The following is a 24,639-nucleotide window of genomic DNA, read 5'->3' on the forward strand; positions in this document are numbered from 1 at the left end:
CAGAAAAATGTAAACAAATTAACGCTTTACAATTTGGCATGATACTTGCAAAGAAAATAGTATCAACATATAGGGGAGAGATAGAAATGAAGGTTAGTAAAATATACACAACAATTGATGCACACGTAGCTGGGGAACCACTTCGAATTATTACGGGTGGCGTGCCAGAGATAAAGGGAGAAACGCAGTTAGAAAGACGTGCATACTGTATGGAACATTTGGATCATCTTCGCGAGGTTCTTATGTATGAACCGAGAGGACATCACGGCATGTACGGTTGTATCATTACACCGCCTGCAAGTGCTCACGCTGATTTTGGCGTATTATTTATGCACAATGAAGGCTGGAGTACGATGTGTGGTCACGGTATTATCGCTGTTATTACAGTTGGAATTGAAACAGGTATGTTTGAAGTAACAGGTGAGAAACAAAAGTTCATTATTGATAGCCCTGCTGGGGAAGTTATTGCGTACGCAAAATATAATGGGAGCGAAGTAGAGTCCGTATCATTTGAAAACGTTCCTTCGTTCGTATATAAAAAAGACGTTCCTATTAAAATAGATAACTATGAGTTTCAAGTAGATATCGCGTTTGGCGGAGCATTTTATGCGGTAGTAGACAGTAAAGAATTTGGTTTGAAAGTTGATTTCAAAGACTTATCTGCCATTCAAGCATGGGGCGGTAAAATTAAGCACTACATTGAAAGCCAAATGGAAGTAAAACATCCACTGGAAGAAGATTTAAAAGGAATATACGGCGTCATTTTTTCAGATGAACCGAAAGGAAAAGACGCTACTTTAAGAAACGTAACGATTTTCGCTGATGGGCAAGTAGACCGCTCTCCTTGCGGCACAGGAACTTCCGCAAGAATCGCAACTCTTTTTGAAAAAGACGCTCTGCAAAAAGGAGAAATTTTCATTCATGAATGCATTACTGACGGGAAATTCGAGGGAGAAGTATTGTCAGTAACAGCGGTAGATACATATGAAGCTGTCGTTCCAAAAGTAACGGGGAATGCATTTATTACAGGATTTCATCAGTTTGTTGTAGATCCGAGGGATGATTTGAAGCGTGGGTTTTTGTTAGCTTAATGTTTTCTTAAAGGGGGCCTTTGGATGAAGTGGTGGAGAAAACAAAAGTTACCTGTGAAAATTTTGATAGGGGCATTAATCGGTATTGCTTTAGGGGTAGCATTTGGACCGAAAGTAGCTGTTTTAAAACCGATTGGGGATATATTTATTCGTTTATTACAAATGATCATCGTTCCTTTAACTTTTTTAAGTATTGTCTCAGGTATTGCTGGGCTTGAAAATCCGAAAATGTTACGAGCGATTGGCGGGAGGATTTTTATTTACTATGCAGTTACGGCGGTATTAGCAACTAGTATTGGTGTAGTAATCGCTTATATTATCAACCCTGGTAAAGGGGTAGAAGGTCTTCTTGCGAGCGGGCAGAATTTTAAAGAGGAGAAGTTTAGTTTTGTAGATAATATTGTGCAATGGTTTCCTTCCAACGTCATTCAAGCAGGTGCAGAAACAAGCATGCTTCAAATTATTATCTTTGCTATTTTTGTCGGTATGGCCCTCATTCTTCTTGGCGATCAAGCGAAAGGGACTCGTAAACTAGTTCATGAAGGTGCGAAAATAATGATTAAAATTGCGGAAATCGTTATTGGATTTGCACCGTACGGAATTATGGCGTTAATTGCTCATGTAGTTGGCACATTTGGAGCAGATATGCTTACGGCGGTTGTTAGCTATGTAGTAGCTGATTATTTGTCATTGTTACTTATCATTCTCGTTATGTATCCAATTGTATTAAAAGTTTTCGGGAAGATAAGTCCAGTACATTTTTATAAGCAAGCAAGTCCAGCTATGCTCGTAGCTGCAAGTACGACATCGAGCAGCGCAACGCTTCCAGTAACGATGGAAGTGGCGCAAAAAAGACTTCGTATATCAGAGTCAGTAGCTGGCTTCACTATTCCGCTTGGAGCTACTATTAATATGAACGGACTATCAGCAGCGCTCGGTGTTTTAGCCGTTTTCGCATTAAATGTATACGGGATTCCAATTACATTTGGGCTTATTATGCAAACTGTATTTTTAGGAATCGTCCTTGCTGCGGGCTGTGCCGGAGTAAAAGGTGCAGACGTTATTACTGCGACTATTTTACTTTCTACACTAGGGCTCCCACTAACGATTATCCCAATCATTGCGGCTGTTTCTCCGCTCGTTGATATGGGGCATACTGTCGTGAATATTACAGGTGACTTAGTAGGAGCGCAGGTTGTGAATGAAAATATAGTACAAAGTGAGGAGAAGAATATAGGAAAGGGTGAACAAATATGCTAGTCATAAGCGCGAACGAACAAAGAAACTTAGTAAATATGAACGAAGTCATTGAATACGCGGCGCTTGCTTTACAAGAATTTTCCGCAGAAAGAACGATCACACCAATACGCGGCTCATTACCATTTGCAAGTGAACAAAATACCGCATTAATTATGCCTTCAGTCGCAGAAGGACTTGAAGCGCTCGGTTTAAAAGTAGTAACAGTAGTTCCGCAGAACAAGAAGATAGGAAAGAAAACGATAAACGGGATTGTGATGCTATCAGACTTTCAAACGGGAGAACCACTCGCCCTTTTAGAAGGATCGTACTTAACGATGATCCGAACAGGCGCCTTATCAGGCGTAGCGACAAAACATTTAGCTCGTCATAACGCAAAAACTCTATGTATCATCGGCACCGGTGAACAAGCGAAAGGAATCACTGAAGCTGTACTCGCCGTTAGGGACATCGAAAAAATCAATTTATACAACCGAACAGAAGAAAAAGCGTATGCATTTGCGCAATATATACAAGAGAAATTCAGCAAACCGGCTTACGTTTACAGGGACCCAAATGAAGCAATAAGCGAAGCAGACATCATCGTCACAACTACGAATGCATCCACACCAGTCTTCTCAGAAAAACTAAAAAAAGGCGTACACATAAACGCCGTCGGCTCATTTAGGCCAAGCATGCAAGAACTACCATCCCACGCCATTACAAGCGCAAACAAAGTAGTAGTCGAATCAAAAGAAGCAGCACTAGAAGAAACAGGTGACCTTCAAGTGCCGATAAACGAAGGTGTATTTAAAGCTAGTGACATCCACGCCGAACTTGGTCAAATTATAAGTGGAGAAAAAGCTGGTAGAGAGAACGATGAAGAGATTACTATTTTCAAATCAGTTGGTTTGGCGGTAGTGGATATTATCGTTGCGAAGTATTTGTATGAGAAAGCGGTGGAGCAAGGGATTGGGACTGTACTTGAGTTTTGAGGGACTGCCTTTTGGTGGTCTTTTTTTGTAGTAGTGGATTGGTTGGTATTTTAAGTATAGGTACATGCGATTCGCAGAGAGTTAGATAAATTAGAAAATACGAATGATACCATTTATATGCAGGGTATATTAGAAGGAGTGGTTGACTAGGATTTAATCCGGATGTTATGTTATATGATAACGAACCTTGGAGGTGAGTAGATCGTTGACTAATGAAAAATATGATATATCAGAAGTTATAGAAATTCCAGATGAGTACTATTATATAACTGTCCCTAAACAAGTAATTGCAGAAGCTGTGCGTGAAGGGATGCATAATAAGCGTCTATCATTACGAAAGGCAGCAGATAAGATTGAGGGCATGAGCTTTCCGCAAATAGCTCGTATTACTTCTGGAGAGAATTATAATATTGATACATTGCTTAAAGTATTAAATGTACTAGATTTGGAAGTCCAAATTAAACCGAAAAGTAAGTAAATTATATGCATTTTTATTAATATTAATCTGTATAAAAATAAATTGTTTCTGTCGATCATTGAAAAGTACATATAGGGGGAGTTTCTAATGAATTATGTTGTTATTACAGAATATCCGAATTTGGTGTTTGATAAGGATTTTGTAAAATTGTTAAATGCTGCGCATTCTAAGCGAGCGAAGCTGGAGTTATTGGATAGTCTCTATCGTTTAAATCGATATGGATTAGATTCCATGATGGCAGGAAGTCGCTTGCAGGAAAAATCCGAGGGAGTGGGGATTTTATATATCCAGCAGGATAATATGAAGTTAGAGTTAATGATTGAAGCGAAAGAGAGCTTTTTATTCGTTAGAGTACATAGTTTCAAGAGAGAAGGACTAGAAGCTATAAGGGATTAGAATACGATTATGCTCGTATTCTAATCCTCCTAATAATAAAACCCTTATATGAACTGAGATGACACAGAAAAATATGGAATAGAGAATATAAAATATAAAAAAGAGAGGGAGGAAATTCAGAAAAGTTTAGCTTTAGTTTAATGGAGTGAGAATATAATCCAATTTTGTTAATGGATAAGAATGTAGAATATATAGTGAAAAGTTAATTTAATAGTTTTTTGTTTAATACAGAGGGTAGTTATTCTATTTGTAAAAAAGGGCTAATAAACAGGATTAGTATAGTACAAAAAAATAATGAATTTTTGAAAAAGGATCTATAAACATTTGTTTATAGATCCTTTTTAGTTGAAGGGAAATTGACTTTAAGCGCCAGTGAATAAAAAACAAAAAATAAAGGGTATGGACATAATTTTTGTTATCATATAAAATAACGAATGTAATTATATACGATAACAAAAGCGGGGGTATCTTGTATGGAGAAGGACTTTAATAAAATAGAGAATCATGAAATGATAAAACGTTTGTTAATTTCAGAAGACTATTATGAATATTGCATCATAGAATCTTATCGAGAATTGAACGTAGATCATGCGTATTTAATTGGTATCAACGGGTTTTATGTAAAGGTTATATGTTTCGGTAGTCGTTTGGTTGTAGCATCCGTTGTTTTTCCGAAAGCATGGAAGGTTGAAGAAGTTGCAGAATGGTTATATGGAAGTGATATTGGTATAGCGATGGAAAATGAACATGGGTACTTTGTTGAAAGAGCGGATTGCATTTTAGGAGGGGTTTTCTTCAAGGAAAGGTGTATTGTTGCATACGTATCAGGAACTGAAACAGTATATTGTTGGGAGGATACGTATGTTGATGCTGGAAAATTATATGGAGAAGAAAAGTGTAGGGTAGATTTAATGTTTCCTAAGCCTACTAGTAGTATTTCGATACATTCCTATCAAGAGAAGTATATTGAAGATACAACTTGTATAGTACCATCAGAGAAGTTAGAGAGTTTGAACAATATAAGTACGGTTAATATTGAAGTTCAAGGTAATTCTACAATTACCCTAACGATTAATTGATAATAAAGATAATGGAGAGATTTTTTCCATTTTTTTATATTTTAGTAACAGGGGGAATACATTATAATATTTTATAGAGCAATAATAAGCTGAAGTAACGTAGCTATGGTTTGTATCAATATAATTTCTAGCGAAGGACTTTTGATACAAGCCCTTTTCTTTTTTAGACTGATTCTTCATGATATTCCTCTATAGCAGCGATACGGATATTTTTGTGAGTGGATTAGGAATTGCTTTTGCGATATATAAAAATACAGTAGAATTCATTTTAGAAAGTAGAGGGAGATAGTATTAATATGAATCAAATAATTACAAATAAAGTAGATGAAAAAACAGTATATCCTTGCTATATAAACTTTACAAACAAAGCTTTGGAGCATATTACCAAACTGCTTGGTTATAAGATTGAAGAAACATCCTGGCGTGAACAAAAAGAACTAGTGAAAGCGTTGCTTGCATCTCAAGATACATTTCTAGTTCATTTTGAAAAAGCTAGTGGACAAGATGAAGAGGAGATGTATATAGATCTTCATTTTGATACCTCTAAGAACGAAAAGATGGAAGCGTATTCTAAAGATAAAGCATTAAACTTTTATGGAGTAATAAAGAAAGATGGCTTGTTAATTATAGCTGCTAAGTTGTTGCCAAAGGGAGTTGGACAAGCAAATAATAGAAGGCTTACTACACAAGTTCGTTTTTTTGTAAACGAATCTAGTAGACAATCACTACCCGCTGAAATTATTGAAGAAATAAAATTATTACCGATCGCTAGAGAGCAATCTAAGCTTGTGAAACGACGTTTAGAAAGCTGGGAAATTTACTTAGATATGATAGTAAATCGAGCTGAGCAAGAAGAAGTACTAATGGATTTTAGTTCGGCGAAGTTAACTGAGAATTTAAGGGAACTGGTAATACATTGTCCGGACTTACGAGAAAAAGTCGGTAATAAAAAATTAAGAAGTGCAACAGCAAAGTTTATTTTTGGGGAAGATCTTACAGAAGAAACAGAAGAGACGGTTGGAAGAGTAAGACGCTTTATTTTTGAAAAGGATTTAGTAGAAATTGAACTAGATGAGGATTATGTTGAATATGCGCGGCAAAATAAATGGTCCCCTGTTTCATCTGGACAAGTACATATTAGTAATTATGGTGAATTAGCACAAGCGAGGCGTTTAAGAAATGGATTTAGGGATTTACAAAATGGTTTAGCGCAAAATCCGAATTTAGAAAATCTTTTGTTTGACGAGGATCCTGTAAAGGAGACAACAGGGAATATACATCATTTTGAATTCACTGAAGCAATCCAAGAGAATTTAAATAAATATCAGATTGAGGCTGTGAGAGGGGCATTAGCTGCTGAAGACATCTATTTAATTCAAGGTCCACCAGGTACTGGGAAAACAACAGTAATAGCAGAAATTTGTTATCAAAATGCTGAAAGAGGATTGAGAACCCTTATTGCTTCACAATCAAACCTTGCTGTTGATAATGCTTTAAGTAAATTGTTAGATCATCCTAAAGTTCGTATTCTTAGAAAGGGACGAACGCAAACGATTGAAGAAGAAGGAAAAAAATATATCGAAGAGAATATCGCTGAGACTTGGAAAGCGCAAACAAAGGATCACATAGAGCAAGATATTATTGAAATAGATAAAAAGGTTCATGAGGTTAAAGAATTAATTAAATTGAATAATAATGATATTAAGTTAAATGAAGAGAGATTAGAGTTCATTAAACAGAAGCCATCTATAGAAGAGTGTATTCAGCGGTTAGAAGAAGAATTGTCTCGATATGATGTTCAACTTGATTCTTATCAGCATACTCAAAGAAAAGTAGAAAAACGAAGAGTGGGAATTGAAAAAAGGTTAATAAATGATGAGAAAGAAATACAGCACATTAGAGAAATGCTTGAAAATTGGTCTGAAGAAAATGTATGGAAAAATAAAAAAGAACAATTGAAGGGGGAAATGAAAAAAATAAATGAAAAAATTATTTTTGTGGAGAAGCAGGAGTTATTTGAACGGACTCAAATTCAACATGAAATAGTAGAATCGCGATTAAGTACATTGCAAGCGGATTACTTAGAAGTTGGAAGATTTGTTTCTGAAGCAAAAAATATGGTGTACATGCAATTAAATGATTTTATTAATGGACGAAGAATAAGAAAAAGAGACTTAAATTCAGTAGAAATCCTACAATTACAAAAGAAAATAAATAACTATTTGAACATGAGACATGATGGTGAATTGGATCAAGAGAGATTAGATAAGGAGATAAAAAAATCTGTAGATGTTGTGAAACAGCTCGATTCTATTATAAATAAACAAGAGGGAATTTTAGCGAAATATAATTATGATATCAAATTAGCTAGAGAGATTTCTCAGGGATATGAGCAAGTAAATTTCAAAGATGTAGAGCGACGTATTTCTCAGTTGGGTACTAGTATACTTGCCTTTAATACACCAAATATGTGGGAGACTCTTTTTTCAAAACTAAAGGGAAAACGTCCGGAAAAAATTGAGAAATTAATTTTAGAATATCGTGAAGGGATGGAAATAAGAAGTTTTCTTTCAATAGAAATTAAAGAGAAGGAGAAACAATTACGGGAATTCGTAGATTTACAAAAACAGTTACCTGAATTTGTAAATGAAATCAGAAACAAATTAGTGGATTACTATAAATGTAGAATGTCAGAAATTTCTAATGAAGTTAATGAATTGGAATCTAATTTGGAAATAATAGAGAGAGACTTGAAGCAACTCGATTTAGCATTAGTTGAAATGAAGAGTAATAATATTCGTGTAGAGGAAAGTCTGACAATAGCAGATTTAACAATTGTATTAAACAATAAAGAAAAGGAACTTGAAGAATTAGGAAGTGAAAAAGAATTTAAACAAAGTCTAGAAAAAACTTTACAAACAATAGAAATTGAGTGTCAACGTAATAAAGAATTATTACTAGATGTGAAGGAAACTTTCACAGAAAATCAAAATGCTATTGTACAAATAGAGTCTAGCATTATGGAATTACATAAGAAATTAATAAAAGAAAATGTAATATTCGAACCTCTGCGTGAGGTTGATGTGGATAAAGAAAAACGTGCTATAGCGAGAAAAAAGAAGAAAATAGAAGACGCTATTCAAATGTTCCATAATAAAATAACCGAGTTAAATAATCATTTAATTATTAAAAGAGAATGGTTGAATATGCTGGATAGTGCAAAGGATTATGATTTAAAGGCTATAAAGAACCTTTATATAAGATACGCAAATGTAATCGGGATCACTTGTGTACAATCTGCGAGTAAGAGTTTTGTGGAAGAGTATCCAGATTTTGATGTAGTTATAATCGATGAAGTTTCTAAAGCAACACCACCGGAATTACTATTGCCGATGTTAAAAGGAAAGAAAATTATTCTTGTTGGGGATCACCATCAATTACCTCCTTTAATAGGGGAAGAAACATTAGAAGAGGTAGTAGAGAAAATTCCGGATGAAGCGAAAAAAGAAGAAGTAAAGGCATACTTAAAAGAGCCTTTATTTGAACGATTATTTAATTCTCTTTCTGATGAATATAAAACGACTTTACGAATTCAGTATCGTATGCATAAAGATATTATGGAAACAATCACTCAGTTTTATGAAGGAAAGGGTGGTAAGACTAGTTACGGTTTAAGCTGCGGGTTAGAGAATTCGGATGTGCAGCGTGACCATCAGTTAGAGGGGGAATATGTTAAGCGAGGACAGCATATTATGTGGTTTGATATTCCTCATGAAGAAGAATTCTTTGAAAGACAAGAAGCTGGAATGACTAGTCGTTATAATGATGCGGAAATTAAAATTATTTTGGAAGTATTAAGGGATATAAATCAGGCGGTTGAGAAGGGGAAAAAAGAAGGGCGTATTAACGAAAACGAGCAGAAGAAAATTGGGATTATTAGTTTCTACGGTGAACAAGTCCGGAAATTAAAACATATTGTAGACGATCATCGTAAGGAATTACCACATTTAAGATTTAGAATAGGAACAGTGGATAGATTCCAAGGAATGGAAAGTGATGTTATAATCGCAAGTTTCGTTCGAAATCATAATAAAAGAAATGATGACATTGGATTCTTAAATGATTATCGCCGTTTAAATGTAGCTTTATCACGTGCAAAGGAGCTTCTAGTTATTACAGGGAGTTCTAAGATGTTCACACAAAAGGCGAAGCGCATAGAGAGTAAAAAAATGTATACGAAAGTAAAAGAAGTTGTTATGGATAAAAATGGTATGAGAGATTATAAAGGTTATGTGAAATAGGAAAGGACTTGATAAGTTTGTTATGGAAATTGTGGGACACGTACTCTAAAGATGAATTTCAAGAAAGAATGCTACAACAAGCAATTCAAGATAAAGAATATCTACAAATTTTAGAATCGAAAGAATGGAAAATTCCTCTCCATTTATATCGTATAAATCTTACGACTGCTACAAAGATGAAGATTGATATTTTAAAAAAAATGATTATGCATACGATGTTGAATATGGAAATCACGAGTTTGGAACAACTAAGTGAGTTTTTACATGTGGATAGTTTATTTATCTATGATATTGTAAGTGAAATGCACGATACTCGTGTTATCGAAGAACAAGAAGGCGTATATTGCCTAACTCAAAGTGGAATAGAGCAGTACAAGGCAGGCATGATATTGAGTAACCCAATTCAAGAAGAGTTCCCATTTACGTATAGTGCCTTTAATAAGGAAGTTGTACCATCGGAAAAAACGAATATGAACAATGTACTAATTCAAGAAAATTGGGAGATTGATACATATCGTTATGAACCGGAGAGTGAGAGTTTAGAGGGTAAATTATTTGATGAAGCATTATTGCGTCAATTTATTAGGCAAAGTGGTAGGGAGTTTGAAAGAGGAGGGAATGAAAAGATAATTTCAAAAATAGAGCCTACTGAACTTAAAGATGGACAATATGTAAAATATGCAAAATGTATAGAGTATCAGTTGTATGATATGTTAGACGATAAAGTATATGCAAGGGTATGGAATGGTGCTTTAGGAAGATGGGATGAACGTTTTGAGGAAGAGATTAATAAGCTTGAGAGCGAGCAATGGAAGGTTCAGTATGATGAAGCGATTATTCAAAACTTCCCAGAGCGTTATGAATATTTAAGAAAAATGTGGAAAGCACCAAATAAAAAAGGGAAAAAGAACGTTTTACATATTTTACGTGGAAAGGACATTAGGGATAAGTTTCTTAATTCTTTTACAGAAACAAAAAGGAAAATGTTGATGGTCTCACCATGGATTTCTAGCCACGTTGTTGATCGTGAAATGCTAGTACGGTTGCAAAATTTCGCAAAGCAAAATAAGACGCTATACATTTCATGGGGAATTGCGAAGAACAGAAATAATGAAGATCGCCTTCCAAGTGTAGAACTTCTTGAACAATTAAAAGGGATTAAACATGCTGATGGTACCCAGGCGGTCTTTGTAAGATGGTTTGGTAATCAGCATAACAAGGAAATTGTTGTAGATAGTAAATATCATTTACTAGGCTCTTTTAATTGGTTGTCGTATAGAGGGGAATATGACATTCGTCATGAATCAGTAGTTATGGTTAATGATGAAAAAGTGATTACAGATACTACAGAATATATTGAGGAGAAATTTATTCGAGCTCTAGAAAAAGAGTTGAATGATTTCTTGTTAATGAGATATTCAAATGTAGAAGAAATCCAAATGTTAAATTGGATGAAAGAATTGGTGCTATTAGATAGTTCATTTGAAAAACGAAAGCAAATCTCTGATAAATTCGTTACATTTTTGCGAGAAAATCAAAAAGAGGAAGTACTTCACAAGATTGCTTGTTTGTGGGCTCGTTATAATGCCGAAGATTTTGGAGTCCGCTTATATTTAAGTGAACTACTAAAGCAAGAAAAATTGGACCTTGCAAAAGAGTATATTTCGCTGTGCCTTAAGCACATCCCGACAAGTGTAATGTGGGATAGATCTCCAGAATTACAGGATTATAAAGACTGGATGACGGAACAAATGAATTCACAAAAAGTGAAAAAGACTAAAGTGAAGGCGACAGGTAAAGGGAAAGGAAGACCAAGAGTGAAAAAGTAGTGACAAAAGGTCTTTCGTAAATAAGTAAACTTTAGTGGTTGTTATAAGGAGAGGGAGTGTTTCGTTTGAATAGGAATGAAATGCTCTCTTTATTTAATAAAAAGACTATCTCTAAATGGCTGTTTAGAGATAGTCTTTTAAAGTATTAGAAGAATTAAAATGATTTTAACTAGACTTATTATTAACTAGTTTATCTCTACCACCAAGTTCCGCCTCAATCTGCGAAGTCTTCGATGACTCATCCATACGCCAATACGTAATAAAGCTGATCGCGATACAGCCAGCTACGTAGAAGTAGAAGTAGAAGTTGGGAAGAGGTTGGCTTTTACAATTGCGTTAATTGAGGTGTAACCAGTAACGATATGGATAAAGTATTTTATAAATAACATCAACGTAAAACATGATCTTGGTACTACATCAAGATCATGTTTTTTTATGCAATGAAAACAATTGATTATTCTTAATCATTCGACAAAATACAACAATTTAAGATTTTATTTTTTGCTATGATGAGTAAGGAATTTATATATCGTGTTATTGGGGGATAAAAAGAGATGTTGAAAAAATTTATTACATGTATTTTAGGTGGGGCTTTAGTATTCAATTTATCCCGCTTTAATGGGCAGTAAGACCCCCACCTCAAAATTCAGCGAAAGCAAAGAAGTTAGGTGGGGGATCAACTGCCCATAAAAGTCCGATTGGTTCAACTAATAATCAGTGGGGGATGAAGAAAACCCCCACTGATTAAAGTTTCACTTTATCTGGTTGCGACAATACATCCGACAAAACTTCTTCAGAATCTAAAGAAACTAATTCGAAACAAGAAGAACAGAAAGTGCAAACAACGGATGAGGCGAAAACGAAAGAGAATACAAAGCAGAAAAATACAGAACAAACAAAAGAGAAATCAAAAGTAAAAGAAAAAGAGTATGCTATAAACAAGGATTTTCATACACCTAAATTTGATGTAACTGTAAAAAGAGTTGTAGAAAGAGATAAGGTTGGTAAAGAAAGTATAGGATTCCAAAAACCTGAAGATGGACATGTCTTTATTGTTGTAGAAGCAGAAGGGAAAAACATCACAAACGAACCGATGAAATTAGCCGTTTTACCATCAGTGGATTTAGTGGATGAAAATGATAATGCTTACCAAAGTGATGTGTGGGCAGCTAGTACTTATGCGGTTGAAAAAGGCGAGACCGCTACTCTTACTAAGGGATTAAAACCAGGGGAGGTAATGAGAGAAAGTAAAGTTTACGTGATTAATAAAGAAAAATTTGATACAGGAAAATGGTATGTAGTTGTTAACCATGAGTATAAGGAACAAATTAAGTAGTGTTTATTTATTAAGGGGAGATGGCTCCTCTTTTTTTGTTGTCAAAAAGATCTTTTAAACTTTGAATACCTAGTTCTTTCCCTCATAACAACTAAAAACCAACATATACTGCTACAAGCAAACAAGAAAGAAAACGATCATGAACTGGTTAGAAGCTTTTATATTAGGAATTATTCAAGGATTAACCGAATTTTTACCTATTAATATTGTATAATTCAATAAATTTGTTAAGACTGTCTTCTAAGCTCTTAATTGTGTTTGGATACTTTTTTGAATAACCTTCACACATTTTTTAAAAATAATGATAAAGTGTTTGATAATCAATTATTACCTCATCACCACTGTATAATGCAAATTCTACACCTTTAAATGAATCTCCATTGGCAATATCATACTCATCCAAATCTCCTGGAAAAGTACATGCGCCATATTCCTCTCCAAATCCTACTCCTTCACAAACTGAATTGATTACCTTTAAAAATCTTTCATCATCTACCATATTAAACACTGCTTGTATAGGGAAATGAGTTAAATCTAGTAAATCCTCATCTTTTAATCTAAATTCTCTTTGCATACATATCCCTCCTCGTATATCTTTAATTTATTCTGGAAAAAAAGAAGAGATTTCTCCATCTTTATGGCATCCTCTCCAAGTTATCTCTTTACTGTCAACACCTGTCCATTCCCTCAAACGCTTTGGCTACCAAATGAATATTATCGACCGCTTGTTGAAAGGCGCGGAGAATTGTTTCGTCAAATCTAAAACTTGTTGGTTCGCTTCTTGCGCTTTTGGATTAGCAGAAAGCGTAGTACGCGTCGCTTTTTTTATAGAACGATTTGTCGCACTTTGGATTGTATCCGAAGCACTCCTGGAAAGATATTGCGAATTTAATTATAACAACAAATGGATAAAAATTACTTAGGGGAACTTCATTTTACAATATATATGTTTCTCTCAGTTCTCAACAGACGATGGCAAGTCCTGATACAGATGTAAATGAGGTGTTCAAAGATGTTCAATCATCTGATGGGAGACGGGAAAATAAAGCCTGGAACTTCCAGGTGAAAATGTAAATTTTTACATATAGGTCTTTAAAAATCGCTTATTGTGTTAAGGGGTTGGATTAAGGAATGATATACTTTAATTGAGGTGAAAAATATGATTCCGACAATAAATGACCTGATTATTATTTGCCATTATTCTTTGTTAGGTGCAATACCGAACAATTTAAGAGGACTTACTGTAAAATTAGAAAATAAAACGCTATATTGGAAAGGTTATTTTGATGGAGAACCCACTGAAGAAGAAATAGAAATATTGAGTGTAGCTTGTACAGAGGTAATAGCTAATTTCCCTATCATTATGGACTGTAGCGAAGAATATATCAGCCATAGATATCCATTAGAAATGGAGGTGTTGCAGTTTTGGGCATTCTTAAGATGGGAAGAGGATAAAAACATAAATGTAAAGTAGCTCCAAAATATACAATGAAAGTTGATTTTGGAGTTGTTTTTTGTTTACTTTTGGGAGAGCGATGTGGTCCTAACAACAAAAACTCCATTTTGAAAAAAAGCCTGATCAAAATGGAGTGAGATCTTTTAAAAAAAGTTTAATCAAAACTCACTTGGAATTTTTTACTTGAAGGAATAAAGCATCGCATCTTTTTTATGAACATTGTTAATTTAGAATGAATTTTGACTATATATGTAATTACTTGTAAAATATTATACATAGAAAAGTATTTTAGGATAAATATAGAAGGGGTATGTTTTTTAGTTTTAAAGGGGCTAAAGCGCATCTATTTTATGTTTTGAGAGGGAGAATTGGAAAATCACATGAAGAATTTTAAAAAGAGTACAGGTAAAATTTTACTAGCATCTGGATTAGTAGTTTCTATGTCAGCTTGTAGTGTAACTAGTTTATTTGGAGACAAAGAAAAAACAAATGCTGAATCTGGTAAACAAGAGAGTAAGGAAACTACGACAGAAGGAACAAGTTCAGCTAATTCAGAAAGTAAATCATCTGAAACAAAGGAAAAATCAACTAACTCGAAAGAAGAAAGTAAAGATGTTAAGATGATTATGGTTTTACCTGAGGATTATCCACAACTTATGGTAGACATTGAACAAGATTTATTAAGACGATTAGATTATTATGATGCTTCTGTAAGAGATTGGAAAAAAGGTAGTAAATCAAATGCTGAGGTAAGAGATAGTATCAAAGACTTAGATAAAGTATTTGATAAACTAGAACGTATAGACGCACCTGGTAAATATAAAGCAGACCACAAAGAAATAGTAAAATCTGTTCAGAAGTTAAGAGAGTCTTTCAAGGAAATAGAGCAGTTATTTGACTACTCAAAAACACCTAAAGATTCTAATGATGTAATCATAGATAAAGCAAACAATAAGTTAGATGAAGCAAAACGTATTTGGACTCCTATCTTTGATAAGTTAAAAGCAGAAGCGAACGGTGGTTCAACTACTTCTACAACAAGTAGTTCTGATAAACCAAGTCTAGCTAGTGGTAATGAAGTAAAGACATACAGTAGCCAAGCTAAAACTGGTATATTCAAAGGACAGATTGATACACCTGACGAGAGTTCCGCTAAGTTTAAAAATGTACAGAACAATTATAAAGATGGTACAGAACTCGTAGGTAACTGGGGTATTGATTACGGAGACGGAGTAAAAACTACGTTAGTCCTAAAAGCAGACAAGACATTTGAGACATATGCAAATGGTTCTTATCCAAACAAAGATAATTACTTAACAGGAACATATCAAGCAGACGTTGCTTCCCATCAGTTAACGTTAGTAGTAGAAAAAGGAACTCAAAACGGTCAAGAAGTGAAATTGGAAAGACCTATTTATTCATCATATGAGGTTAAAAACTTGGATGGTAAAGCATTACAGATTTTCCACATAGACGAACAAGTAACAATTTGTTATGTGAAACAATAAATAATTAGCAAAAAACTCTGTAAAATAATTTTTACAGAGTTTTTTTGTTAGTTCTAATTTATTATAAACGATCAGACTCTTTTATAAATTAGTCCTACCACATGCCAATCAAGCTAAGAAATACAAATTTCCCAAAACGAAAAAATGAGCATTTTGTTACAAATTAGTACAAAATTTCGTTCTGGGGATATTATGATATTTTAACTTGATAGACATAGGGTATCGCCAGCATTTTTCAAAATAATCTATGCTATGCTGAAAAATAAAATCAGCTGATTTATATAATTATCGTTATTGGAAGTTATTTTTAACTTTTTCTGATTTGAAAGAGTCAATCTTTGTTTTGTTTTTCTAACAGTTGAATAACCTTATCTAATTTTTGTTCAACTAAATCTTGCTTTTTGCGATTGTTAGTATACCGAATTATACGTATAATTCCCCCAAATATTGCACCGATGATTACTAAAATAATAGCAATTCCTATGTAATAAATAGAGTTTTCTAAAGGTATTATTTAGAACCTTATTTCCCTTGTTTTACCATTTAAAAGAATTGATATATTGTTTGATTTTGGTTGTATATTCTATACATGTCTGGTTAAAATAACGTTTCATTTTTATAAATTAATATATGTATTATTTTATAGAAAAGCTCATCAGGATTTATTCTGATGAGTTTTTTTGTTTATATAATTTATCAATAATTATTCTTTTTTCTCCGGCTGATAGGAAAGAATAACGACACCTGAACTGGTCGTTCTTGTTTCTATAAGTTTTAATGCTTTTGTATTGTTCTGGTCTTTAAAGAGACGCTTTCCGCTCCCTACGATAACAGGATTGACTATAAAGTGATATTCATCAATGAGGTCATGTTGCATTAATGTTTGTGTAAGATCACTGCTGCCATAGATTAAAAGGTTCTGACCGGGCTGTTCCTTCAGTTTCGATATTTCTTCTACAATATTACCCTTGATAAGATTTGCATTCCATTCGGTTTCTTCCAAAGTTGTTGAAGCAACAAATTTAGGCATGCTGTTCATCTTATCAGCAAAACCCTCTTCATCAGTCATAGAAGGCCAGGCAACTGCAAAACCTTGATAGGTTACTCGTCCTAGTAGAAGAGCTTCACTTTCAAACAGTAAATCGGATTGAAACTTTGCTACTTCTTCATTGAAGTATGGAGCAGTCCAAGCTGGTTCCTCCATGACACCATCTAGTGAGAGGTACATCGATACAATTATTTGTCCCATTTTGTTCTCCTTTAGTTTTAAGTTGAGATTTTTACATATCGGTAACACAATTATTAATTCTCCAGCTAGAGAAATTCTCCTTTTTTAATAATTTCGACAAAATGTATTTATGTATATTCTATACATGTTATGTTTACATAACGTCCCAATTATCGGTAGCAGATAATTTCATAGAATCCTTGTATGTACAGGGATTCTTGTTTTTTGTCTATGTATCTCTTATACAGGATTTTATACATTATTGATTAGCAATGCTTATTGTGCTAACGAATCAGGATAGTGTGGCGACCAACTACATGGTTGCTTATCCTCAATTATTAGAAGGAAAGTTCTATCATTTTGCGAATTTATTAGACATAGACGAGTGCTATAATTTTCTATATCTCCATAAAGAGGTGACTACGCATGAATCAAAGACCGTTAGAAGAAGAATACGCCGGGGGCTCCGGCGAATATATCCGTTTGGTGCCGGACGGTAACATCATCGACATTCTGCTCGCCCAGGAAAAGCAAATGACTGAGCTCCTGGCATCGTTGACCGAAAGCCAGGTCGCATATCGGTATGCGGAAGGAAAATGGACGCTGAAAGAAGTCGTGGGCCACATCGCAGACGCGGAACGCGTCATGACCTACCGCCTGCTCCGGTTCGCAAGAGGGGACCAGACGCCTCTGACCGGTTTCGATCAGGAATTGTTCGTGCCACCTTTCGGAAGCTGGACAACCGCGCAATTGGCCGAAGACTACCGGGCCGTACGGCAATCAACGATCACATTGCTGCGCGGGCTACCGGCAGAGGCGTGGACCCGCAAGGGCATAGCTAACAACCTAAGCATTACGGCGCGCGCCCTCGCATACGGCATCGCAGGACACGAACTTCATCACATGAGGGTCATCCGAAATCGGTACTTGAGTTAATCGTCGGCTGAGGCCAAAGACAGCGCATCAGCATCGCGCGCGCACTATCTGTAAAACCTGACTTCATCCTATGTGAAGAATCAATCTCAGCACTGGATGTCTCAGTCTAAGTCCGCTCAATCACCATCCGGCTACAAATTCACCACTGAAAAATGCGCACAGGAAGTACCGAAAATGGTGGAGATTGCAAAGGGGCATCAGGTGGCTTGTCATTTGTTTTAGAGGAGAAAGCATCAGGGGGACCTGGTGCTTTTTTGTTTTGTGTGGGATGGGTTGTAGACTAACGGTCAGTGACTGTATATATTTGCATCTCCTGTCATATAATTTTCCTTATTTTTTAACTATAATTGTAATGATATGTTAGATTGTATATTTCGTCCTTAATATATTTAAAGGGTAATTGGGTATTAAGATTAATTAATGGAATGAAAGATTTGGATTAAATGTACCTATTATTAAATTCGGAAATAATATCTCTAACGCTGAAAAGATAGTTGGTTTAGGGGTTCTTTTCTATTAATACTGTTAAAGTAGGTACTGAAGGTTCATTAGATGTCAATGAAAGAGGATGAAAAGGAGAAGCGTTTAAGTATGGCTAATGCAGAAGCTTCTTTAGTAAAATATGAAGGGGGGATGATGTTGAAAATTTTTAAAAATACAATTTTATTTGTTTTATGTTTAGTAGTTCTTAGTGGTTGTTTTACAAGAGAGGGAACTATTGTTGGTGGTAAAGTTCATGGTTCTTCAGATAGTGTATCAGGTAGTATATCTGGAGATTATAGAAAATTTACTGGATTTGCAACTCAAGATAGGAAAGTTAAAAAAGGTGAGAATTGGATTTTTTCTTTTGATGATAAAACTAAACAAGGAACTATAATTGCTTATGTTGTGGATTCAAATGATAATACAATACTAGAGTTTAATAGTGGCGAAGGCGAAAAAAATATTAAAGTGCCTAAGGATGATACATATAAGGTTAAAATTAAAACGGAAGAACATGGTGGGGAATTTCGAATATCATGGAAAAAAGAAAAATAGTTTTTTTCAGTTTTTAATTAAATAGTTTTGAAAACCCTTCCTCCATTTATTAACAAAAAGTTACAAATTAGGGAATCAGCATTGCTTGGGACACTTAGGGGATCTTTTGAAGCTGGAAAAAGCTGATTGAAATTCGATGCACCATTTGGTTCTAGTGTAGGTTTATGGGGATTTGGTTTAGAAGTTAGTGCTAAGGGATAAAGGAGATAATTAGTATGAATAAAAAAGTGAAAAATTTCAAATATCTTATGATTATATTAGCTTGTATTGCAATTTTTGGTACGATTTTACCTAATGCATTGGATCCAACTGAAACATTAGCAGGTAACATTTCAGTTGCAGTTTTTGGTACAATTGGTACTTGTTTGTTATTTTCTATCACTTATTTCATTATAAAAAAGGCTATTTTAAGAAGTGGAAACTAAGATGGGACAAAATTTAGAGTTAGAATTACTTCCAATAGGTTCTGTTGTTATTTTCCTCATGGTAATATTCCTTTGGAGTATAATTTCTTTTGAATCATGAAGATATTTCTAGTGTTTTACATCTTGGTTTTTGAAACAGAATTAGAGTTTCAAAAATTATTTAAAAAAGAAGTTGAAGAAAAACGGTGATCCTTTTAAACTGTTAGTGTTTTTGAAATAGTTAATGGATGAATGTTAATACATATATTTAAAGGAAGGGGACTCTCTATGAAATTGCTTCGTTCATTTCTCATTTTCACTCTTGTTGTATTGTTAAGCGCATGTAATACAGCAACAAAAGTCACAAAGGTTCAAAAAAATGGCGAAACGACTTTAACAATTGGTTCTTTGCAGGGGTATTACGATGTACAAACGCTTAAAGCTGAAAAAGGAAATGTGGAAATTCCTTATGAGGCAGCAGTTGAAGAAGGTACGATTTTATTGCAAGTCACAAAGGACGATAAGGTCATTTATGAAGAAGAAGTCACTTCTCAAAAAGAAGGTTTGCTTTCTTTTGAAGCGCCAAAACCCGGATCATATGATTTAATTGTACGTGTGAAGGGTGAAGAAGAGAAAGCAAAAGGAATTCAAATACATACAAAGCTATAAAAAATAGCAATTGGGCTTTACCCGTTTGCCAATTCTATTTCTAGTTGGTTTTGGTAATACATGCTTATTAACTTTAAGAAGTAAACGTAAAGTAGCTCCAAAATATACAATAAAAATTGATTTTGGAGCTACTTTCACTTTTGGTGATTCGATTCTTAATAAAACATTTAATAAATTTTATAATAATTTAATTCTAATCATTAAAAATTCTACTTTTTCTTACTTTAATAGTTTCTAAAATATAAATAAGAATACCTAAACCAAATATCTTTTCAGCATTAGAAATATTATTACCTAATTTAATAATAGGTACATTTAATCCGAATTTTTCACTCCATTCTAAAGGCATATATCCTTTTTTACAGTTTATTAATATACGATCATCTATTGTACGAAAAGATGTTTCAAAAAAATCAAATTCCACTTCTATCTCAGAAATTTTTATCTCTTTTTCATTCATCAAAGAACCACGTACCATTCCAAATCCTTGTATCATATTTTCTTTAAACATACCTACACAATTATAATTCGAATCATAAATAGCCCAATCATAATTTTCAACTTCACTATGAAAGTATGCAAGAATTTCTCCATCACGTGCTTCCAATCCAACAACGTGATTATTTTTTAAAGAAGATACTGTCATCATATCAGTTGAAATTAGCTTTGTTCCTGCTACATAAGCTCCATCAGGAGTATATAATCCAAAATGTTTATTACCTTCTGGTAATTCTAATAATACAAAAGTATTAGTATCCCAAAGTGTTATACTATTTTTAACAATATTTTTTTCTAATAACCTCCCTTTTCTTAATTGCAAAAAACCAATTCCTAAAAAAACAAACGAAACTATAATAATAAAAATAACCTGTCCCCAATTAATATGTCCCCACTTTTCATATACAGCACATAGTGCCAAAATAAAAACACCAATTCCAATAAAAAATTTAAACTTCCCTTTCTTTTTATAATACTCAAATAATTCCATACAAACACCTCTATCAGTTGGTCTTAATATTTCAATTACACTTCAAATAGGGGGCACATTACCGAAAGTGAAAAATTGTACGCTAAGGGTGTAAAAAACTATTATAGCAGGTTTTATAGAGCATATAAGTCTATGTTGATGCTACCCCAATATAGACTTATATTTACCTTGATAATAAAAGAGGACGTGGAGTAACTTGATTATTCTTAATTATTCAACAAGATGCAACAATTTAAGATGGTATTTTTTGCTATGATAAGTAAGGAATTTACATATCGTGTTATTGGGGGATAAAAAGAGATGTTGAAAAAATTTACTACATGTATTTTAGGTGGCGCTTTAGTATTCAATTTATCTGGTTGCGGCAATACATCCGACAAAACTTCTTCAGAATCTAAAGAAACCAATTCTAAACAAGAAGAAAAGAAAGTGCAAACAACTGATGAGGCGAAAACGAAAGAGAATACAAAGCAGAAAAATACAGAACAAACAAAAGAGAAAGAGTATGCTGTAAACAAGGATTTTCATACACCTAAATTTGATGTAACTGTAAAAAGAGTTGTAGAAAGAGATAAGGTTGGTAAAGAAAGTATAGGATTCCAAAAACCTGAAGATGGACATGTCTTTATTGTTGTAGAAGCAGAAGGGAAAAATATTACAAACGAACCGATGAAATTAGCCGTTTTACCATCAGTGGATTTAGTGGATGAAAATGATAATGCTTACCAAAGTGATGTGTGGGCAGCTAGTAGTTATGCGGTTGAAAAAGGCGAGACCTCTACTATTACTAAGGGATTAAAACCAGGGGAGGTAATGAGAGAAAGTAAAGTTTATGTGATTAATAAAGAAAAATTTGATACAGGAAAATGGTATGTAGTTGTTAACAATGAGTATAAGGAACAAATTAAATAGTGTTTATTTATGAAGAGGAGATGGCTCCTCTTTTTTTGTTATAAGTTAACACAGAATTTCGTTATGAGGACACTATTAAATTTTGAAGTTGATGGAGATAGGATTGAGTTTTGAGGGACTGCCTTTTGGTGGTCTTTTTTGCATAAAATCTTGTAAAGCAAGAAAAAGTATAATGTTTAATGATTAGAATTGAATATTAATATTCTAATATTCAACAGAAAGATAAAACGTTTAAAAGTTCAGAATAATACTTTATAATATATTTAGTAAAATTAACCAATTTATATTTTGCTCATTATGTATTAAAGGGGAAATGAAAATGGCTGGACAAATTCGTATGTCACCAGAGGAGCTTAAATCGAAAGCGGCTCGATATGGACAAGGTGCAAATCAAATTGAGGATATTTTAAGTCAATTACAAAACTTACAAAATGAATTAAGAGGAGAATGGGAAGGTCGTGCTTTCGAAGGTTTTGATCAACAGTTCAATCAATTAAAGCCAAAAGTACAAAACTTCGCACAGCTATTACAAGAAATTAATATGCAGCTGAATAAAACTGCAGAGGCTGTTGCTTCTCATGATGAAGAATTATCACGTAATTTCGGTTTGAAATAAAAATTGCTTTACTCTATATAACAAGCATTTCAAATGAGCCATACAGCTTATAGTGTATGGCTCATTTGATTGCATGCCTAGAGCGAGTGATATTGATAGGGATATATATTTAATGAGATTTCTTTGATGCATTTGGAAAACTTATAGAAAGGGTTTGAAAGAATGGGACTATTTCAAAGTAATTTACAAACAGCAACGCAAATTGCTACGAAAATGGGATCAGCCTCTGATAGGATTCAAAGTGCAACCAGTCGTTCTATAACAAAGGCGACGCGTACAACATTATCTGTTAACTTCAAAGCACAAGAAGCGAATCAACAAATGTTAGACTTGACGAAACAATTTTCCGCTGCCTTTCAACAAGCGGTTGATAATATTCATTCGGTATCTAATGAATTTGAGAGAATGGATAACGAACTTCACAATACTTTTCGCTAATGTGACAACCTACGTAAAGTAAAATAGTAGGAGGAAAAAGATGAGTCAAGATATTGAAAAACAAATTAATCAAGTAAATCAAAAGTTACGAAGTGTATTTGAAGAACAAGACCGAAATCAATCTGCGATTCAAGCTCAAGAACAAGCGGAAGCAGATTTTTATGAATGTAGAAGTCGAAATCGTCGTTTGTTTGATCGAATTTTAGGAACTTGGCATGGTGATAGAGAAATGTCCCAGTTTTTTATGAATACGTATCAAGATGCACAACATATTGAACGAAAAGTCACATTTGAATTGGAAAACAAAAAAGAAACGTTGCTTAAAGAAAGACGAGACCTTAATGATTTAGAAAACGCCCTTTCCTATCAACAACAACAATTAGCAAGGGAGGTCAATGCATGAGTTTAAATATGTATTTGGGAGAGGTACGAAGCCAAACTCAAAGTATGAATGCTGTATGTACGGCCACCATTCAAGGTATGGAACAAGCAATTCAGTCGATTGATGCTTTTGCAACTGATACTGTGTTACAGGGGCAAACATATAGCAGTGCAAAAGCATTTTTTGTACAAACCTTTCGACCTTTGGCACAAGGAATCATTTATTTGTGTGAAGAATTAATCCGTCAGAATGATACTTTTCCAAGTCAATTTCAATCACAAGTCGCTTCCACAGATGTAATTGAACAAGAGATATTAGAACAAATTCGGGAAATTGACCGAATGAAAACAAGTATGGAAGCTGTCAATCAAGCTATGCCAATGCCGGGTATGGATGCCATGGTAAATCTTTTTATTGTTATGAGGCAAAAACTGCAAGAAAAGCTGGATCATTTGTATCAATTCAATCAGACCTCTAGTAATAATTATAGTACAGCACTTCAATTAGCAACTAGTATTGCTGCAGGTCTTGCGGAAGTTCAGAGTGGGAAAGGGTTTAGTCCCGTAAGTGGTACGTTTAGTACACAAGGTTTGAATATGAATTGGATAGCGCCTATTCAGAAAATTACGGAAAAGAAAATTACAGAAAAGAAAACTCTTGAAGCAGATAAGAAAAAGTCACGAGACGAAGATGCTAAGTTCATGGAGGGATCAGTAAAGGGTAAAGAAGGAAAGCGAATTGGATTTGAGGCTGAAGGGTCTATAATGGGAAAAAAGAGCAGCTTCTCTAATGGTGATAAGCTTACTAAGGAACGATATATTGATGAGCTTTCAACAAAGGCTATAGCTGGGCAATTGGATGTGAATATACCCTATGATTGGAAGAGTTTAAAAGAAGATGTATTTGCTAGTAAAGTTATTGGCTTAAAAGGGGAAGCAGGTATTTTAGATAACTCATATAAATTTAAATCCACAATTCCTTTCATGACACCTTTAGGTATTATACAATTAAAAGATAGAGAGGTTACAGTTACTCAAAAAATTTTTTCAGGAGAAGTTGTAGCAGGTATTGACGATTACTCCTTAAAAGCAGCATCGGAAGCTTCTACACTTAAGTATGAAGTAGAAGTAAGTATGCTACATTTTCCAGATTGGTTGCCAATTATTGGAGATACAGATCTAAAAATTAAAGGTGATTTGGGATTGGGCGCAATAGGTTTGAAAGGTAGCGTTGGAAAAGAAACTGGTATAACAGTTCCTGTTTTAGAGGGGTTTACTGTGGGGAGTAGTTTTAAATTTGAAAAATCTGAGGAGAAAAAATGAT

Annotated in this window: 22 protein-coding genes and 8 pseudogenes; 24 read left to right on the forward strand and 6 right to left on the reverse strand. The window is 34.1% G+C overall.

Annotated features, from left to right (window positions below; genetic code table 11):
• Positions 1-38: 38 nt before the first annotated feature.
• The 8 genes from ACQKNI_RS17265 (at position 39) to ACQKNI_RS17300 (ending at position 11,405) form a co-directional block, all read left to right on the forward strand.
• Positions 39-1,091, forward strand: coding sequence for a proline racemase family protein (locus tag ACQKNI_RS17265; protein WP_170933786.1), 1,053 nt, complete (start codon positions 39-41; stop codon positions 1,089-1,091).
• A gap of 24 nt (positions 1,092-1,115) precedes the next feature.
• Positions 1,116-2,351 (forward strand): dicarboxylate/amino acid:cation symporter, encoded by a 1,236-nt coding sequence (locus ACQKNI_RS17270; RefSeq protein WP_088232477.1) that lies wholly within the window; start codon positions 1,116-1,118, stop codon positions 2,349-2,351.
• Entirely contained in the window at positions 2,345-3,322 is a 978-nt protein-coding gene (locus tag ACQKNI_RS17275; RefSeq protein ID WP_427282525.1) for an ornithine cyclodeaminase family protein, read from the forward strand. Before ACQKNI_RS17270 ends, ACQKNI_RS17275 begins: the two co-directional genes overlap by 7 nt.
• Before the next feature lie 205 nt (positions 3,323-3,527).
• Positions 3,528-3,800, forward strand: coding sequence for a hypothetical protein (locus ACQKNI_RS17280; protein WP_098252856.1), 273 nt, complete (start codon positions 3,528-3,530; stop codon positions 3,798-3,800).
• A gap of 87 nt (positions 3,801-3,887) precedes the next feature.
• Entirely contained in the window at positions 3,888-4,196 is a 309-nt protein-coding gene (locus tag ACQKNI_RS17285; RefSeq protein ID WP_098357024.1) for a hypothetical protein, read from the forward strand.
• A 473-nt stretch (positions 4,197-4,669) separates the two neighbouring features.
• The gene (locus ACQKNI_RS17290) at positions 4,670-5,275 is read left to right on the forward strand and encodes a hypothetical protein (protein WP_427282526.1); all 606 of its coding nucleotides are present in this window, start codon (positions 4,670-4,672) and stop codon (positions 5,273-5,275) included.
• Positions 5,276-5,571: 296 nt separating this feature from the next.
• On the forward strand, positions 5,572-9,576 hold the full coding sequence (locus ACQKNI_RS17295; protein ID WP_098357022.1) for an AAA domain-containing protein: 4,005 nt from the start codon (positions 5,572-5,574) through the stop codon (positions 9,574-9,576).
• A gap of 17 nt (positions 9,577-9,593) precedes the next feature.
• Entirely contained in the window at positions 9,594-11,405 is a 1,812-nt protein-coding gene (locus ACQKNI_RS17300) for a hypothetical protein (RefSeq protein ID WP_255291246.1), read from the forward strand.
• Between the two features lie 165 nt (positions 11,406-11,570).
• Here the strand turns inward: ACQKNI_RS17300 and ACQKNI_RS17305 are convergent.
• Positions 11,571-11,767, reverse strand: a pseudogene (locus ACQKNI_RS17305) (alpha-ketoglutarate transporter); the annotation flags it as partial.
• Between the two features lie 389 nt (positions 11,768-12,156).
• On the opposite strand from ACQKNI_RS17305, the pseudogene ACQKNI_RS17310 reads away from it, so the two are divergent.
• Positions 12,157-12,741: pseudogene (locus tag ACQKNI_RS17310) on the forward strand (hypothetical protein); the annotation flags it as partial.
• Between the two features lie 193 nt (positions 12,742-12,934).
• On the opposite strand, the pseudogene cdiI reads toward ACQKNI_RS17310, so the two are convergent.
• A pseudogene (cdiI, locus tag ACQKNI_RS17315) lies at positions 12,935-13,315 on the reverse strand (ribonuclease toxin immunity protein CdiI).
• 94 nt (positions 13,316-13,409) lie between these two features.
• A pseudogene (locus tag ACQKNI_RS17320) lies at positions 13,410-13,612 on the reverse strand (TIGR04197 family type VII secretion effector); the annotation flags it as partial.
• 288 nt (positions 13,613-13,900) lie between these two features.
• Between ACQKNI_RS17320 and ACQKNI_RS17325 the strand changes: the two are divergent.
• Complete coding sequence (locus ACQKNI_RS17325) at positions 13,901-14,215, forward strand: hypothetical protein (RefSeq protein WP_088233366.1); 315 nt, start codon at positions 13,901-13,903, stop codon at positions 14,213-14,215.
• Positions 14,216-14,565: 350 nt separating this feature from the next.
• Entirely contained in the window at positions 14,566-15,705 is a 1,140-nt protein-coding gene (locus tag ACQKNI_RS17330) for a DUF3994 domain-containing protein (protein WP_088233365.1), read from the forward strand.
• Between the two features lie 331 nt (positions 15,706-16,036).
• Here ACQKNI_RS17330 and ACQKNI_RS17335 read toward each other — a convergent pair whose 3' ends face one another.
• Positions 16,037-16,216: a DUF4083 family protein gene (locus ACQKNI_RS17335; RefSeq protein WP_088233369.1), complete on the reverse strand. Its 180-nt coding sequence runs from the start codon at positions 16,214-16,216 to the stop codon at positions 16,037-16,039.
• Between the two features lie 192 nt (positions 16,217-16,408).
• On the reverse strand, positions 16,409-16,954 hold the full coding sequence (locus ACQKNI_RS17340) for a dihydrofolate reductase family protein (RefSeq protein WP_088233364.1): 546 nt from the start codon (positions 16,952-16,954) through the stop codon (positions 16,409-16,411).
• 405 nt (positions 16,955-17,359) lie between these two features.
• Here ACQKNI_RS17340 and ACQKNI_RS17345 point away from each other — a divergent pair, with 405 nt between their 5' ends.
• The 7 genes and pseudogenes from ACQKNI_RS17345 (at position 17,360) to ACQKNI_RS17375 (ending at position 19,980) form a co-directional block, all read left to right on the forward strand.
• A complete protein-coding gene (locus tag ACQKNI_RS17345; protein WP_088233363.1) occupies positions 17,360-17,869 on the forward strand; it encodes a DinB family protein in 510 nt (169 codons plus the stop codon).
• Positions 17,870-17,880: 11 nt separating this feature from the next.
• Positions 17,881-18,091, forward strand: a pseudogene (locus ACQKNI_RS17350) (hypothetical protein); the annotation flags it as partial.
• A gap of 199 nt (positions 18,092-18,290) precedes the next feature.
• Positions 18,291-18,389, forward strand: a pseudogene (locus ACQKNI_RS17355) (ABC transporter ATP-binding protein); the annotation flags it as partial.
• Positions 18,390-18,505: 116 nt separating this feature from the next.
• Positions 18,506-18,907, forward strand: a complete 402-nt coding sequence (locus ACQKNI_RS17360) for a hypothetical protein (protein WP_098253315.1) — start codon at positions 18,506-18,508, stop codon at positions 18,905-18,907.
• A 215-nt stretch (positions 18,908-19,122) separates the two neighbouring features.
• Positions 19,123-19,332: a hypothetical protein gene (locus ACQKNI_RS17365; RefSeq protein WP_088233362.1), complete on the forward strand. Its 210-nt coding sequence runs from the start codon at positions 19,123-19,125 to the stop codon at positions 19,330-19,332.
• Between the two features lies 1 nt (position 19,333).
• A pseudogene (locus ACQKNI_RS17370) lies at positions 19,334-19,521 on the forward strand (hypothetical protein).
• 78 nt (positions 19,522-19,599) lie between these two features.
• Positions 19,600-19,980 (forward strand): hypothetical protein, encoded by a 381-nt coding sequence (locus ACQKNI_RS17375; RefSeq protein ID WP_000771852.1) that lies wholly within the window; start codon positions 19,600-19,602, stop codon positions 19,978-19,980.
• A gap of 193 nt (positions 19,981-20,173) precedes the next feature.
• On the opposite strand, the gene ACQKNI_RS17380 is transcribed toward ACQKNI_RS17375, so the two are convergent.
• Complete coding sequence (locus ACQKNI_RS17380; RefSeq protein WP_088233361.1) at positions 20,174-20,968, reverse strand: ABC transporter ATP-binding protein; 795 nt, start codon at positions 20,966-20,968, stop codon at positions 20,174-20,176.
• A gap of 300 nt (positions 20,969-21,268) precedes the next feature.
• Between ACQKNI_RS17380 and ACQKNI_RS17385 the strand changes: the two genes are divergently transcribed.
• The 6 genes and pseudogenes from ACQKNI_RS17385 to ACQKNI_RS17410 all read left to right on the forward strand — a co-directional run bounded on the left by ACQKNI_RS17385 (position 21,269) and on the right by ACQKNI_RS17410 (position 24,638).
• On the forward strand, positions 21,269-21,880 hold the full coding sequence (locus tag ACQKNI_RS17385; RefSeq protein ID WP_427282527.1) for a hypothetical protein: 612 nt from the start codon (positions 21,269-21,271) through the stop codon (positions 21,878-21,880).
• A gap of 97 nt (positions 21,881-21,977) precedes the next feature.
• Positions 21,978-22,067, forward strand: a pseudogene (locus ACQKNI_RS17390) (ornithine cyclodeaminase); the annotation flags it as partial.
• Positions 22,068-22,199: 132 nt separating this feature from the next.
• On the forward strand, positions 22,200-22,496 hold the full coding sequence (locus tag ACQKNI_RS17395; protein WP_000918591.1) for a WXG100 family type VII secretion target: 297 nt from the start codon (positions 22,200-22,202) through the stop codon (positions 22,494-22,496).
• 162 nt (positions 22,497-22,658) lie between these two features.
• The gene (locus ACQKNI_RS17400) at positions 22,659-22,934 is read left to right on the forward strand and encodes a TIGR04197 family type VII secretion effector (protein WP_088233374.1); all 276 of its coding nucleotides are present in this window, start codon (positions 22,659-22,661) and stop codon (positions 22,932-22,934) included.
• Positions 22,935-22,974: 40 nt separating this feature from the next.
• Positions 22,975-23,337 carry a DUF3958 family protein gene (locus ACQKNI_RS17405; RefSeq protein WP_000076126.1) on the forward strand — a complete coding sequence of 121 codons (363 nt, stop codon included), beginning with the start codon at positions 22,975-22,977 and terminating at the stop codon, positions 23,335-23,337.
• A complete protein-coding gene (locus ACQKNI_RS17410) occupies positions 23,334-24,638 on the forward strand; it encodes a T7SS effector LXG polymorphic toxin (protein WP_427282528.1) in 1,305 nt (434 codons plus the stop codon). The genes ACQKNI_RS17405 and ACQKNI_RS17410 overlap by 4 nt, the downstream gene beginning before the upstream one ends.
• The last annotated feature ends 1 nt before the right edge of the window (position 24,639 follow it).

Source organism: Bacillus sp. NPDC094064 (assembly GCF_050279585.1).
Classification (GTDB): domain Bacteria; phylum Bacillota; class Bacilli; order Bacillales; family Bacillaceae_G; genus Bacillus_A.